This window comes from Eubacterium sp. An11 (assembly GCF_002161065.1).
Taxonomy (GTDB): Bacteria; Bacillota; Clostridia; order Lachnospirales; family Lachnospiraceae; genus Anaerobutyricum; species Anaerobutyricum faecale.
Genome location: NZ_NFLV01000007.1, coordinates 1 through 14243, shown reverse-complemented (window position 1 = coordinate 14243; position 14243 = coordinate 1). Strand labels below are relative to the sequence as shown.

The following is a 14243-nucleotide window of genomic DNA, read 5'->3' as shown; positions in this document are numbered from 1 at the left end:
TAAAGGAATGCAGAAAAGATGTTAAAAGGAAAAACAGTCGTATTAGGAGTGACAGGCAGCATTGCTGCCTATAAAATTGCCAATCTGGCAAGCATGCTTGTGAAGGCACACTGTGATGTGCATGTGATTATGACAAAGAACGCAACGAACTTTATCAATCCGATTACTTTTGAGACGCTGACCAATCATAAATGTCTGGTGGATACCTTCGACCGGAATTTTGAATTTCAGGTGGAACACGTGTCTCTGGCGCAGAAAGCGGATTTGATGATGATTGCGCCGGCTTCTGCCAATGTCATTGGCAAGGTGGCCCATGGCATTGCGGATGACATGCTGACTACAACCATCATGGCCTGTTCCAGCAAGGTGATTTTTTCTCCTGCCATGAATACGCATATGTATGAGAATCCAATTCTGCAGGATAATCTTAAAATATTGAAAAAATATGGATATGAGATTGTGGACCCGGCGGTGGGCTATCTTGCCTGCGGTGATACGGGAGCCGGCAAGATGCCGGAGCCGGAGACCCTCTATCAGTATATTCTGCGGGATCTGGCCCGCGAGAAAGACCTGAAAGGTCTGAAGATTATGGTGACGGCGGGGCCGACCCAGGAATCCATCGACCCGGTGCGCTATATCACGAATCATTCTTCCGGCAAAATGGGATATGCCATTGCCAGAAATGCGATGCAGAGGGGAGCGGATGTCACTCTGGTATCCGGTCCGGTTGCCCTTGCTCCGGTTCCGTTTGTCCGCACCATACCGGTGACCACCGCTCAGGAAATGTTTGAGGCAGTCCGTGATAATCTGGACGCTCAGGACATTTTGATCAAATCTGCCGCAGTGGCGGATTACCGTCCGTCCCAGGTCAGCGAAGAAAAGGTGAAAAAGTCTGACGGTGAAATGAGTATTGAACTGGAGAGAACACAGGATATTCTCGGATATGTGGCCAGGCACCGCCGGGAAGATCAGGTCATCTGCGGTTTTTCCATGGAGACTCAGAATATGCTGGAGAATTCCCGGAAAAAACTGGACAAAAAGAATCTCGATATGATTGCGGCTAATAATTTAAAAGATGCCGGAGCGGGATTTGCCACCGACACTAATCTGATCACGATCATTACAGAGAAAGAGGAGAAGGCGCTGCCGCTTCTGACAAAAGATGAGGCGGCCCATGAACTGCTGTCTTATATTTTGCGCTACAGGAGTGACAGATCCAATACTGCCGGGAAATAAAAAAGAGATGAAGAGGAAGGTCCGGAGAGTCCATGCGAAGGTTCCGATAAAAAGGTGTTCCGGCGTTTTATAAATTGTCTGATTTAATTATACAAAAAAAGATACTAATTTCGGAAATTATAGCAAAATAGTGCGATGAATGCGGAAAATGAATAAACAAATTATGAAAATTCAGAAGAAAAAAGTTGGATGATATGTTATAATATACTGTGTTGCCGGGAATTGCAGGAAAAATGAAAGCAAGGTGCATGGAGACAATATTATGGAACATATTTTAATTATCGATAATGATACTTCCGCAACAGAGCTGGAACGCGATTATCTGGAGATTAATTCTTATAAAGTGACAATTGAAAAGAGTGGCGTATCCGGATTTCAGAGAGCCTTGCAGGATGATATTAATCTGGTGATCACAGAATTGAATCTGGATGATTTAAATGGATTCGAATTATGCAGAGAACTTCGGAGCCGGCGGGATATACCGATCATCATCGTCTCTTCCAGAGGCAGTGAGATCGATAAAGTAAGAGGTCTGGGAGTGGGAGCGGATGATTACGTGACCAAACCTTTTGCTCCCAATGAACTGATAGCGAGGGTGAAGGCGAATCTGAACCAGTATAATCGGCTGGTCAAAAAGGGAAACCAGAAGAATGACTGCATTGTCCTGGATCAGATCCGGATTGACAGGACAGCGAGAAGGGTTTCTGTATGCGGAGAGGAAATTGCATTTACCACAAAAGAATTTGATTTACTTGTATTTTTAGCTTCCCATCCCAACAGAGTATTTTCCAAAGAGGAACTATTCCGGGAAGTCTGGGGAATGCATTCCATCGGAGATGTGGCAACGGTGACAGTACATATCAAAAAGATCCGGCAGAAGCTTGAGAAATACGCAGGAGCTTCTAATCTCATCGAGACTGTGTGGGGGGCTGGATACCGGTTTCAGATGTCCGGTTCCATCAGAGTACAGGGAGCAGAGTAACACAACAGCTTTTCTGATGCGGGAAACAGCACAGAATGGCTGTTTTCCCCGTTCAGGGGGGAGAATAAGTCAGAAAGAATATTTGAAAAAGAAAGGTATTTTCTCTCTGGAGAGAGAAACAGGTGTCAGGATGCTTGGAAAGAAGAAGATTCCCATTGTGTTTGAAGATGACAGCCTTCTGGTATGCGAGAAACCGGCGGGAATGCCGGTACAGTCGGATACCAGCGGAAATGTAGATGTGGAAACATATTTAAAGCATTATCTTTTTGAGAAGCAGGAGGGAGACGGAGAACCGTATCTCACGGCAGTACATCGACTGGACCGTCCGGTGGGAGGTCTGATGGTGTTTGCGAAGACAAAAGAAGCAGCGGCGGAGCTGAGCAGACAGATTCAAAATCATGAATTTGAAAAATGCTATCAGGCAGTGGTCTGCGGCGCACTGCCGGAAGAGTTTGGAACTTTTGAAGATATGCTGCTGCGGGACGGGAAAACTAACACCACCAAGGTGGTTCCGGCGGGCACGAAGGGAGCAAAACACGCGGTGCTTGACTATGAGATGATCGATCAGATTGAGACCCGCGACGGTATCCTTTCCTGGGTGCTGGTTATTTTATATACAGGAAGGCATCATCAGATCCGGGTACAGTTTGCTTCCCGGGGGATCGGATTGTACGGGGATACCAAATATAACCCGAAATATCAAAAGACAAAGAAGAAATATATGCAGCTTGGTTTATATTCCACCAGGCTGGCATTTCATCATCCTGTAACCGGTGAGGAGCTGGTCTTCAAAACAGAGCCCCGGGGTGAGGCGTTTGAGCTGATGGATGTGGAGGCATATTAATGTCTCCTTTTTTTATTTCACAGGAAATTGCATCCCTGTGAAATAAAAAATGTTCCTGGAGGATCGCACTGCGGCGGATTGGAAGATGTCGCTTTCGCGACCCGCCGCAGGTGAAGAATCCTGCTTTGCAGGATTCTTATTGACAAAAATCCGTGTGTATTCTAAAATAAATCGGTATATTTTATGTGATAATTTAACGGTTATTGACAAATAAAAGAGAGTGCAGGAAAGGAAAGAATTATGGCCAAAGAAAAGAAGCTTGTGGAAGCGATTACTCCAATGGACCAGGATTTTGCCCAGTGGTACACGGATGTAGTGACCAAGGCAGAACTGGTATCTTATTCTAATGTAAAAGGATGCATGATCATCCGTCCGAGAGGTTATGCGATCTGGGAGAATATTCAGAAAGAGCTGGACAGAAGATTTAAGGAGACCGGCGTGGAGAACGTATATCTGCCGATGCTGATTCCGGAGAATCTTCTCCAGAAAGAGAAAGACCATGTGGAAGGTTTTGCGCCGGAAGTGGCATGGGTAACGCAGGGAGGAGAGGAAGAACTGTCAGAGAGATTATGTATCCGTCCGACTTCTGAGACTCTGTTCTGCGATCATGTGAAAGACATTGTACATTCTCACAGAGATCTGCCGGTGGTATATAATCAGTGGTGTTCTGTGCTTCGCTGGGAGAAGACTACCCGTCCGTTCTTACGTTCCGCAGAGTTCTTATGGCAGGAAGGACATACTTTCCATGCAACTCCGGAAGAGGCAGAGGAGAGAACAGAGCAGATGCTCAATGTGTATGCTGATTTCTGCGAGGAGATTCTGGCGATCCCATTAGTAAAAGGAAAGAAGACCGAGAAGGAGAAGTTTGCCGGTGCGGAAGCTACCTACACCATCGAAGCGCTGATGCACGACGGAAAGGCGCTGCAGTCCGGTACCAGTCATAACTTTGGTTCTGGTTTTGCGGAAGCCTTCGGTATCCAGTATGCTAACAAAGAGAATAAGCTTTCTCCGGTTTATGAGACTTCCTGGGGTATGTCCACCCGTATTATCGGCGCGATCATCATGGTACATGGTGATGACAGCGGACTGGTTCTCCCTCCGAGGATCGCTCCGGTACAGACGATGGTCATTCCGATTCAGCAGAAGAAGGAAGGCGTGCTTGACAAGGCGTTTGAGATCCGCGATATGCTGAAAGGTGATTACTCCGTGAAAGTGGACGATTCTGACAAGTCCCCGGGATGGAAGTTCAGCGAGCAGGAGATCCAGGGTATCCCGACCCGTATTGAGATTGGTCCGAAGGATATCGAGAAGAACCAGGCGGTTATTGTCCGCCGTGATACCCGCGAAAAGATTGTGGTATCCATCGACGAGCTGCCGGTAAGACTGGGCGAGGTTCTGGAAGAAATGCAGAAAGATATGTATGATAAAGCGAAAGCGCATCTGGATGCCAACACCCATGTGGCTCACAACTGGGATGAGTTCCAGGATCTCTTAAATACGAAGCAGGGATTCATCCGTGCTATGTGGTGCGGTGACAGAGCCTGCGAGGAAGCCATCAAGGAAGAAACCGGTGCTACCACCCGCTGTATGCCGTTTGAGCAGGAAAAACATTCCGATGTGTGTGTACACTGCGGCAAACCGGCAAAATGTGAGGTATACTTCGGAAAGGCTTACTAAACAGAAGCTGTCTCTGAAGACGAGGAAAGGAATCGTCTCCCTCGGCGGGAATACGATTCACAACAGATAAAGAATAAAAGACTGCTGCAAAGCATGCTGTCTGTAAAAATATCAGAAATACATTTGATATTTTATGCAGTTTGCTTTTGCGGCAGTTTTTTTTATTTTATGAAATATTTCATTGGACGAGGCCTTTTATTCTTTGCCGGTTCTTAGGTATTGAAAGAATTTCCTCTGTTGTGGTTTCAAATAAATTGTGCTATACTAACGAAAGTTGGAATATTTTTTAGTATGAATTTGGTTATTTTTACCTTGCGTTCGCGGGACGGCGCGGGGCTATTTGTGTCTATTTATGAATAGAATATGTTATTCAAAAACACAATATTGTCATGAACAGGAGGGTTGCTATGGACTCAATCATCAACAGACTGACAGAAATTGAGGAGACTGCGTCTTCCATTGTGGAACACGCCGAGGAGGAAAAGGCGGTTCTGGACAAAGAATATGACGAGAAGCGCCGGAATTTTGATGCGGAGCTTTCTGAGAAGACCAGGGAACGTATCCAGGCCATCCGTGATAAACTGGACCGGGATTCCTCGGAGATTCTTGACGGCGGGAATGGCGCCGGCGGCAGAGAGATTCAGGCTCTGCGTCAGGAGTACTCGGAGCGGCATACGGAGTATGCCAGGAATATTTTAAAACGGATTACCGAGGTGTAGCCTATGGGAAATTTACTTGCTTACAGCGGGATCGTGACCAAGGTACGGGCCATGGAGGGCAAGCTGCTCAAACCAAAACAGTTTGAGATCATTGCCGGTCTTGGGAGCGTGCCGGAAATTGTGGAATATCTGAAAAAAAATACGGCGTATGCCGATGTGCTTGACACGCTGGAGGAGGAGCAGATCCACCGGGGAAATATCGAGAAGGTTCTGGTGCAGTCGCTGTATCATGATTATACAAAACTCTACAGGTTCAGCGGACAGAAGCAGAGACGATTTATGAAGCTGATCATGAAATCTTATGAGATCGATCTGATCAATTATTGTCTGAGGATCGTCATAAATCGTTATAAACAGCCGTTTGACCTGGCATACAAACAGCCGTTTTTTGACCGGTATTCCCAGATTTCTATTGAGAAGCTGATCACGTCCCGGACTACGGATGAGCTGGTGGAGAATTTAAAGGGAACGGAGTATTATGAGCCGCTGAATAAGCTGAAGGATTCGCAGAACGTGACGCTTTATGATTATGACCTGACATTGAATCTCTATTATTTTACTTCTATATGGAAGGAACAAAAGAAAGTGTTAAAAAAAGGAGATCTGGAGCTTTTTATGAGAGACTGCGGTTCCAAGATTGATATGCTGAACATGCAATGGATTTACAGGGCGAAGAAATACTATAATATGAAGCCCGCCGATATTTATCTGCTGCTGATTCCCATTCATTATAAGCTGTCCACGGACAGTGTCAAAGAGATGGTGGAAGCGCCGGGACTCAATGAATTTCAGGCGGTGGTGGACAAAACAACCTACGCCCGCCATTATAATTTCCACCAGAATCTGACCATTGAACAGATGTATGCGGACTGTCTGCATTATCTGTATACTGTGGACCGAAGGCGGAGCCCCTACTCCATTGCGGCGGTGAACACGTATCTCTTCCTGAAAGAGGAAGAAATCAATAAGCTGACGACAGCCATGGAATGTGTACGGTACAGTCTGAGCCCTGGCGAGACGCTGGCATACGTGGGAGGTAGAACACAATGATTGTAAAGATGAAGTTTGTAAATATATCCGGGCCCCGGAATGATATTGACCGGGTGACGGATCTGTATCTTTCCCGATACGAGATACAGTTGGAATCGGCTCTGTCAGAGCTTAAGACCGTGGATAATCTGAGGCCCTTTATGGAGATCAATCCTTACCGCGATGTTCTCAAAAAAGCGGAGGAATATGTCGGGTATCTTCCCGATGCGGAAAGTGTGGAGCCGGATACATCCATGGGCCTTGACGATATGTTTGAGGTGGTGCGGAAGGCAGGAGAAGACTATCAGTCTGTGCAGGAGAAAAAAGAAAAATTAAAAAAACGCAGCGATGAGATCCGGGCAAAACAGCGGGTGATCGCTCCTTTCCGTCCTCTGGACTGCAATCTGCATAAAGTACTTCATTATAAATATATCGTCTATCGCTTCGGGCGCATTGCCGTTGAATTTTATCAGAAAATGCAAAAATATCTGATGGACGATCTGGGTGCGATTTTTGTGGAGGGCCAGCGGGATGACAGCTATGTGTACGGCGCGTATTTTGTGGCGCCGGCAGAGTCCCAGAAAGTGGATGCTGTATTCCGGTCTCTGCATTTTGAGAAAATCGAGCTGAAAGATGAATTCGAGGGGACACCGGAGCAGGCTTACCGCTCTTTGGACAGGGAGGCGGATAAGATTGCCCGGGAGCTTGACGATCTGGATAAACAGGCGGGGGAAATGCTTCAGAACAGAGCCCCGCAGCTCATTGCCGCCAGAAATCGTCTGGAAGAGCTGTCCAATAACTTTGATGTCCGCAAACTGGCGGCCCGCATGGAAGATAATAAGGAAGATTACTATATTCTCTGCGGATGGATGGCGGAGGACGATGTGGAAAAGTTTGAAAAGGAGATTCAGGACGATGATAAGGTTTTTGTGGTGGTGGAAGACGATCATGACGCCTATTTTGGCGAGCCGCCGACGAAACTGGAGAATCCAAAACTTTTCAAACCTTTTGAAATGTTTGTGCAGATGTACGGACTTCCGGCTCACAATGAACTGGATCCGACTCTGTTTGTAGGGATTACTTACTCTCTGATCTTTGGTATCATGTTCGGCGATGTGGGGCAGGGACTCCTCCTGCTCATCGGAGGGGCTCTGATTTATCATTTTAAGAAAGCGCCGCTGGCAGGTATCATCGCCACGGCGGGAGTGTTCTCCACGATTTTTGGTTTTGTATTCGGCAGTATCTTTGGATTTGAAAATATCATAAAACCCCTTTGGATCCGGCCCATCGACAACATGACCACGCTGCCTTTCCTGGGAAAGCTTAACACGGTGTTTGTGGTGGCGGTGGCCTTTGGAATGTTTCTGATCATTTTGGCCATGGTGCTCCATATCATCAACGCTCTGCGGGATAAAGATATCGGCGGCGCCTGGTTCGATGCCAACGGGGTGGCGGGACTTGTCTTTTATGTGGCGGTTGTAGTTACGATTGTTTTGTTCTTAACAGGCAATCCGCTGCCGGCGGGAATCGTTATGGCAGTGATGTTCGGGATTCCGCTCCTGCTCATTTTATTTAAGGAGCCGCTGACCCGTCTCATACGGAGGCAGACCGGAAAAATGGAAGAGAGCAAAGCAATGTTTCTGGTGGAAGGTTTTTTTGAAATGTTTGAGACATTGCTCAGCTATTTTTCTAACACCATATCCTTCATCCGTATCGGGGCGTTTGCCGTCAGCCATGCCGCCATCATGGAAGTGGTGCTGCAGCTGGCAGGAGCGGAAAGCGGTAATCCCAACTGGATCGGTGTGATCTTCGGCAACCTCTTTGTCTGCGGATTTGAGGGACTGATCGTCGGCATCCAGGTGCTGAGACTGGAATATTATGAAATGTTCAGCCGTTTTTACAAGGGCAGCGGCCATGCCTTTACTCCATATACCAATAAGAAAACCAATAAAAAGTAGGAGGTCCTATATCATGACAGTAGCAACTAAGATCGTATTAATCGCAGCCTTACTCTTAAGTATTGTTCTTCCGTTTTGTTATTTTTATCTGGGAGAGAAATGTAAAAAACGTTATAAACGGACGCTGGGCGTCAACACGGTATTCTTCTTTGGAACCCTGCTCATCGCCATGGCGGTGATGTTCAGTGGACATCCGGTAGAAGCCGCAGAGACAGCAGCCGCATCCTCCGCAGGCCTTGCCACCGGTCTTGGATATCTGGCGGCGGCCCTGGTAACCGGCCTTTCCTGTATCGGCGGCGGAATCGCTGTGGCCAGCGCGGCCAGCGCAGCTTTAGGAGCTCTGAGCGAAGATTCCAGCATCCTTGGTAAATCGCTGATTTTCGTAGGCCTGGCGGAAGGTGTCTGCCTGTACGGTCTGATCATCTCCTTTATGATCCTTGGTAATCTGTAACACCAGGCTCCAGAAAGTCATGCTTTCACGCTGGCGTGAAAAAGCAGGACTTTGGGAGCCGCTCCCGCATGAGCATGGAGCACGAAGTGCGGGAATGCGAATGTGGGAAGGATTGCGGGAGCACAGAGTGCGGAGCAATCCGAGGTGTTACAGTATATGGAAGCAGGCGGAACAGAGCCGCTCCCGCATGAGCATGGAGCACGAAGTGCGGGAATGCGAATGTGGGGAGGATTGCGGGAGCACAGAGTGCGGAGCAATCCGAGGTGTTACAGTATATGGAAGCAGGCGGAACAGAGCCGCTCCCGCATGAGCATGGAGCACGAAGTGCGGAGCAATCCGAGGTGTTACAGTATACGGCAGCGGGCGGAACAGAGCCGCTCCCGCATGAGCATGGAGCACGAAGGAGGCGATATCTATGAAAATGTATCTCATCAGCGATAACGTGGACACATATACAGGTATGCGTCTGGCAGGCGTGGACGGCGTGGTCGTCCATGAGAGAGAAGAACTCCGGGAAGCGCTGGAAAGTGTGCTGGCGGACAAAAGTGTCGGTATCGTTCTGCTGACGGAGAAGTTCGGAAGGGAGTTTCCGGATATCATTGATACCTTTCGTCTGGAGCGGAAATTACCGCTGCTTGTGGAGATACCGGACCGGCACGGAACCGGAAGGAAGAAAGACTTTATCACATCCTATATCACTGAAGCCATCGGGCTGAAGCTGTGAAAACGGGGATGTATCATCATACATTTTAAACGATAAGGAGGGATTCCTCTTGACTTTGGAAGAAAAAATTGCGCATCTGCAGACCTCGTCCATGGAGCAGGCCCGGGCGGAGGGAAACGCCATCATAGATTCCCACCGGGAGATGCTGGAGAAAGAACTGGCGGACCATAAAAAAGAGGCGATGCATCAGTCGAAGCTCCGGATCATGGAAGAAAAAACAAAGGCGAAACTGGCATTGAATCAGACCAGGGCAAAGTATCAGCTGGAGCAGAAGAGACGACGGGGAAAAGTACAGCAGGAGCTTAAGGATAAGATATTTCATGAGGCCAGACAGATGGTCGATGCATATATGAAGACAAAAGAATATGATGAATTTCTGGTGAAATGTATCCGGCAGGCCGAGAAATACGCCGGTGATGATCTGGTGACCATATACATTAACGCATCTGATGAGGGAAAACGCGGGGAGCTGGAAGCGATGACCGGTGTGTCTCTGACGATCAGTAAAGAGGATTTCATCGGGGGAGTGCGGGCAGTGATCCACAGCCGGAATATTCTGATCGATCATTCTTTCCTGACACAGCTGCGGGATGAGTATGAGAAGTTTTTACTGGGAGGTGACGGCGTTGCTTAAGACCGGAACAATCTATGGAATCAACGGCCCTGTCGTCTATCTGAAGGGAAATACCGGGTTCCGCATGGCGGAGATGGTTTATGTCGGCAGCCAGAAGCTGGTGGGAGAGGTCATTGCCCTCGATAAAGACCGGACGACAGTGCAGGTATATGAGGAGACCACAGGTCTCCGCCCGGGCGAAGAGGTGGTGGCCAGCGGCAACGCTGTGTCAGTCACCCTGGCGCCGGGGATCCTCAATAATATATTTGACGGTATCGAGAGACCGCTGGAGCGGATTGCCGATTCGGCGGGAGCTTTTATTACCCGCGGTGTCAGCGTGGATTCCCTGGATCGTCAGAAGAAATGGGAGACGCATATCACGGTGGAAAAAGGACAGTATCTCCACGGTGGGGATATCATCGCGGAGGTGCCGGAGACCCGGGCCATCGTTCACAAATGTATGGTTCCTCCGGACCTGGAAGGTACGGTGACCGATGTGGTGCCGGACGGCGGGTATACCATTGATGAGACTCTGGTGGTTCTCCGGATGTCGGACGGGTCTGAGCGAAATCTTACCATGACCCAGCACTGGCCGATCCGGACCGCAAGGCCCTGCCATCACCGGTTTCCGGTCTCGGTGCCGCTGGTGACCGGGCAGCGGATCGTGGACACCATGTTTCCCATCGCCAAGGGAGGCACGGCGGCCATTCCCGGAGGATTTGGCACGGGAAAGACCATGATGCAGCATCAGATCGCCAAATGGGCCGATGCGGATATCATTATTTATATTGGCTGCGGAGAGCGGGGCAATGAGATGACACAGGTGCTGGAGGAGTTCAGCGAGCTGACGGACCCGCGGAGCGGGCAGCCGCTGATGGAGCGGACCACACTGATCGCCAACACCTCCAACATGCCGGTGGCGGCCCGGGAAGCAAGCATTTACACGGGTCTGACCCTGGCGGAATATTATCGGGATATGGGCTATGACGTGGCCATTATGGCGGACTCCACTTCCCGCTGGGCGGAAGCGCTCCGGGAACTTTCCGGACGTCTCGAGGAGATGCCGGCGGAGGAAGGGTTTCCGGCGTATCTGGCTTCCCGGCTGTCAGCCTTTTATGAGAGAGCCGGCATGATGCACAATCTCAACGGAACCAACGGCTCCGTCACCATCATCGGAGCGGTTTCTCCCCAGGGAGGAGATTTCTCTGAGCCGGTCACACAGAACACCAAACGGTTTGTCCGCTGTTTCTGGGGACTGGATAAAAGTCTCGCCTACGCAAGACATTTCCCGGCCATTCACTGGCTTACCAGCTACAGCGAATACCTGAACGATCTGAGTCCGTGGTACCGGGACAATGTATCGCCGCAGTTCGTGGAATACAGAAACCGTCTCATGGCGCTCCTCAATCAGGAGAGCAGTCTGCTGGAAATCGTCAAACTGATCGGAAGCGATGTGCTGCCGGATGATCAGAAACTGATCCTGGAGATCGCCCGGGTGATCCGGCTGGGATTTTTGCAGCAGAATGCCTTTCATAAGGACGATACCTGCGTCTCCATGGAAAAGCAGTTCCTGATGATGGATACCATCTTATATTTGTATAAACTGTCGCGGACACTGGTGTCCATGGGACATCCGATGTCTGTGCTCAAAGAAGAAAAAATATTCGACAAGGTCATTGCTATCAAGTACGATGTGCCAAATGACCGTCTGGAAATGTTTGCGCAGTACCGCCGGGATATCGACGCATTTTATCAGCGGGTACTGGAGAAGAATGCATAAGGAGGGACCGGTATGTCAATTGAATATTTAGGATTAAGCAGTATCAATGGCCCTCTGGTCGTGCTGGAAGGCGTGCAGGATGCGTTTTTTGATGAGATCGTTGAATTTGTCATAGATGGCTCCGAGAGGAAAATCGGACGAATTGTGGAACTTTATGAAGATAAGGCGGTCATTCAGGTGTTTGAGGGAACAGAAAATATGTCTCTGACCAACACCCACACAAAACTGACCGGTCATCCCATGGAGATCGCGCTGTCTCCGGATATGCTGGGGCGGACCTTCAACGGTATCGGACAGCCCATCGATGACTTGGGCCCCATTGTCTCCACCCTGAAGAGAGATGTCAACGGTCTGCCGTTAAACCCGGTCTGCCGGGAATACCCGAGAAACTATATTCACACCGGAATCTCCGCCATCGACGGACTGACCACCCTGATCCGGGGACAGAAGCTGCCGATCTTTTCCGGCAACGGTCTGCCTCACGATCAGCTGGCTGCCCAGATTGTAAAACAGGCGTCTCTGGGCGAAGACTCCGACGAGGAGTTTGCCATCGTATTTGCCGCCATGGGCGTTAAACATGACGTGGCGGATTTCTTCCGGCAGACCTTTGAGGAAAGCGGCGTGGCGGACCATGTGGCGATGTTTTTAAACCTGGCCAACGATCCGGTGGTGGAACGTCTCATCACGCCGAAGGTGGCTCTGACCGTCGCGGAATATCTGGCCTTTGAACAGCACATGCATATCCTCGTCATTCTGACGGATATGACATCCTTTGCCGAGGCCATGCGTGAGGTATCCTCCTCCAAGGGAGAGATTCCCAGCCGGAAAGGTTTCCCGGGGTATCTGTACAGTGAGCTGGCCGCCATCTATGAGCGGGCAGGCATCGTGCGGGGTGTGGATGGTTCTGTGACCCAGCTGCCGATTCTCACCATGCCGAACGATGATATCACGCACCCGATTCCCGATCTGACCGGTTATATCACTGAGGGACAGATCGTGCTGGATCGTCCGTTAAACGGCCAGTCCATTTATCCGCCGATCAATATCCTGCCGTCCCTGTCCCGTCTGATGAAAGACGGCATCGGCGAGGGATATACCAGGGAAGACCATCAGGATCTGGCCAATCAGCTTTTCTCCGCTTACGCCAAAGTGGGAGACGCCAGAAATCTGGCCTCCGTCATCGGTGAGGATGAGCTGTCGCCTATTGATAAAAAATATCTGGAATTCGGAAAAGAATTTGAGGAAAGATATATCGGCCAGGGACCGGAAGAAAACCGAAGCATGGAAGAAACCCTGGATCTTGGATGGGAGCTTCTCGGAAAACTGCCGCGGGAGGAACTGGACCGGGTGGATACAAAGCTTCTTGATAAATACTACAAACCGGCGCCGGAAGAGTAAAGGAGGGATTTTATGGATCCACGTACATTTCCCACCAAAGGTAATCTGATGCTGGCGAAGAATTCGCTGGCCCTTGCCAGACAGGGCTATGATCTTATGGACCGGAAGCGAAATATCCTCATCCGGGAGCTGATGGATCTGATCGACGAGGCAAGGAGCATTCAGGAGGAGATAGATTCCACGTTTACCTATGCCTATCAGTGCCTTCAGAGAGCCAATATCGAAAACGGCATCAGCATGGTGGAACAGCTGGCCTACACGGTTCCCATCGAAAATTCCATCACCATCCAGGTGCGCAGTATCATGGGAACGGAGATCCCCCATGTGAAATACACGCCGGACGCCGGCATGCCTACCTATGCGTTCAGCACAACCCATGAATCCATTGATGTGGCAAAAGAGGCGTTTCGAAAGGTGAAAGATCTGACCATCAAACTGTCCATGGTGGAGAACGCGGCTTACCGTCTGGCCACCAATATTAAAAAGACCCAGAAGCGCGCCAACGCGCTGCAGAATATTACGATTCCAATGTACACATCGCTGGTTTATACGATCACCAACGCGCTGGAGGAGAAGGACAGAGAAGAGTTTACCAGGCTGAAAGTGATCAAGCGGATGAAAATGAAGGAATAAATTAAAATGAAGAAATAAATTATAAAACATCAGCCCTCAGAGGGGCAAATAACAGGGAGCCGATGCAATCTGGACGGACAGCATTGTGATATGCTCCCTTCTGGGTAGACAAGTGAAATAATAAAAACTTGTCACTTAGGAGGGAGTATATTTTATGCCTAAAAAGAAAATATCTGTTGAAGATAAGCTATATGCTGTA

At 49.2% G+C, this 14243-nt stretch carries 14 protein-coding genes; all 14 read left to right on the top strand.

Annotation, left to right across the window (positions count from 1 at the left end; all coding sequences use genetic code 11):
- Positions 1 to 18: 18 nt before the first annotated feature.
- Positions 19 to 1236, top strand: a complete 1218-nt coding sequence (gene coaBC, locus B5E53_RS07410; RefSeq protein ID WP_087313674.1) for a bifunctional phosphopantothenoylcysteine decarboxylase/phosphopantothenate--cysteine ligase CoaBC — start codon at positions 19 to 21, stop codon at positions 1234 to 1236.
- 262 nt (positions 1237 to 1498) lie between these two features.
- The gene (locus B5E53_RS07405) at positions 1499 to 2218 is read left to right on the top strand and encodes a response regulator transcription factor (protein ID WP_087313672.1); all 720 of its coding nucleotides are present in this window, start codon (positions 1499 to 1501) and stop codon (positions 2216 to 2218) included.
- 82 nt (positions 2219 to 2300) lie between these two features.
- Positions 2301 to 3062, top strand: a complete 762-nt coding sequence (locus tag B5E53_RS07400; protein WP_343215610.1) for an RluA family pseudouridine synthase — start codon at positions 2301 to 2303, stop codon at positions 3060 to 3062.
- A 240-nt stretch (positions 3063 to 3302) separates the two neighbouring features.
- On the top strand, positions 3303 to 4739 hold the full coding sequence (gene proS / locus B5E53_RS07395; protein ID WP_087313670.1) for a proline--tRNA ligase: 1437 nt from the start codon (positions 3303 to 3305) through the stop codon (positions 4737 to 4739).
- Between the two features lie 407 nt (positions 4740 to 5146).
- Entirely contained in the window at positions 5147 to 5458 is a 312-nt protein-coding gene (locus B5E53_RS07390; RefSeq protein ID WP_087313668.1) for a hypothetical protein, read from the top strand.
- Positions 5459 to 5461: 3 nt separating this feature from the next.
- Positions 5462 to 6508: a V-type ATPase subunit gene (locus tag B5E53_RS07385; protein WP_087313666.1), complete on the top strand. Its 1047-nt coding sequence runs from the start codon at positions 5462 to 5464 to the stop codon at positions 6506 to 6508.
- Positions 6505 to 8445 (top strand): V-type ATPase 116kDa subunit family protein, encoded by a 1941-nt coding sequence (locus B5E53_RS07380; RefSeq protein WP_087313664.1) that lies wholly within the window; start codon positions 6505 to 6507, stop codon positions 8443 to 8445. The genes B5E53_RS07385 and B5E53_RS07380 overlap by 4 nt, the downstream gene beginning before the upstream one ends.
- A 13-nt stretch (positions 8446 to 8458) precedes the next feature.
- Complete coding sequence (locus B5E53_RS07375) at positions 8459 to 8896, top strand: ATP synthase subunit C (protein ID WP_087313662.1); 438 nt, start codon at positions 8459 to 8461, stop codon at positions 8894 to 8896.
- Positions 8897 to 9040: 144 nt separating this feature from the next.
- Complete coding sequence (locus B5E53_RS07370; RefSeq protein ID WP_162611836.1) at positions 9041 to 9337, top strand: hypothetical protein; 297 nt, start codon at positions 9041 to 9043, stop codon at positions 9335 to 9337.
- Positions 9312 to 9620, top strand: coding sequence for a V-type ATP synthase subunit F (locus B5E53_RS07365; RefSeq protein ID WP_087313658.1), 309 nt, complete (start codon positions 9312 to 9314; stop codon positions 9618 to 9620). The genes B5E53_RS07370 and B5E53_RS07365 overlap by 26 nt, the downstream gene beginning before the upstream one ends.
- Before the next feature lie 55 nt (positions 9621 to 9675).
- A complete protein-coding gene (locus B5E53_RS07360; protein WP_343215609.1) occupies positions 9676 to 10254 on the top strand; it encodes a V-type ATP synthase subunit E in 579 nt (192 codons plus the stop codon).
- On the top strand, positions 10247 to 12013 hold the full coding sequence (locus tag B5E53_RS07355) for a V-type ATP synthase subunit A (RefSeq protein ID WP_087313656.1): 1767 nt from the start codon (positions 10247 to 10249) through the stop codon (positions 12011 to 12013). Before B5E53_RS07360 ends, B5E53_RS07355 begins: the two co-directional genes overlap by 8 nt.
- 12 nt (positions 12014 to 12025) lie before the next feature.
- Positions 12026 to 13411: a V-type ATP synthase subunit B gene (locus tag B5E53_RS07350; protein ID WP_087313654.1), complete on the top strand. Its 1386-nt coding sequence runs from the start codon at positions 12026 to 12028 to the stop codon at positions 13409 to 13411.
- Positions 13412 to 13423: 12 nt separating this feature from the next.
- Entirely contained in the window at positions 13424 to 14044 is a 621-nt protein-coding gene (locus tag B5E53_RS07345; protein WP_087313652.1) for a V-type ATP synthase subunit D, read from the top strand.
- The last annotated feature ends 199 nt before the right edge of the window (positions 14045 to 14243 follow it).

Bases quoted from the DNA above. Each gene is read 5' to 3' on its own strand.
- B5E53_RS07350 (WP_087313654.1), top strand. From the start codon at position 12,026: ATGTCAATTGAATATTTAGGATTAAGCAGTATCAATGGCCCTCTGGTC.
- B5E53_RS07375 (WP_087313662.1), top strand. From the start codon at position 8,459: ATGACAGTAGCAACTAAGATCGTATTAATCGCAGCCTTACTCTTAAGT.
- B5E53_RS07385 (WP_087313666.1), top strand. From the start codon at position 5,462: ATGGGAAATTTACTTGCTTACAGCGGGATCGTGACCAAGGTACGGGCC.
- B5E53_RS07390 (WP_087313668.1), top strand. From the start codon at position 5,147: ATGGACTCAATCATCAACAGACTGACAGAAATTGAGGAGACTGCGTCT.
- B5E53_RS07365 (WP_087313658.1), top strand. From the start codon at position 9,312: ATGAAAATGTATCTCATCAGCGATAACGTGGACACATATACAGGTATG.
- B5E53_RS07380 (WP_087313664.1), top strand. From the start codon at position 6,505: ATGATTGTAAAGATGAAGTTTGTAAATATATCCGGGCCCCGGAATGAT.
- coaBC (WP_087313674.1), top strand. From the start codon at position 19: ATGTTAAAAGGAAAAACAGTCGTATTAGGAGTGACAGGCAGCATTGCT.
- B5E53_RS07345 (WP_087313652.1), top strand. From the start codon at position 13,424: ATGGATCCACGTACATTTCCCACCAAAGGTAATCTGATGCTGGCGAAG.
- B5E53_RS07405 (WP_087313672.1), top strand. From the start codon at position 1,499: ATGGAACATATTTTAATTATCGATAATGATACTTCCGCAACAGAGCTG.
- proS (WP_087313670.1), top strand. From the start codon at position 3,303: ATGGCCAAAGAAAAGAAGCTTGTGGAAGCGATTACTCCAATGGACCAG.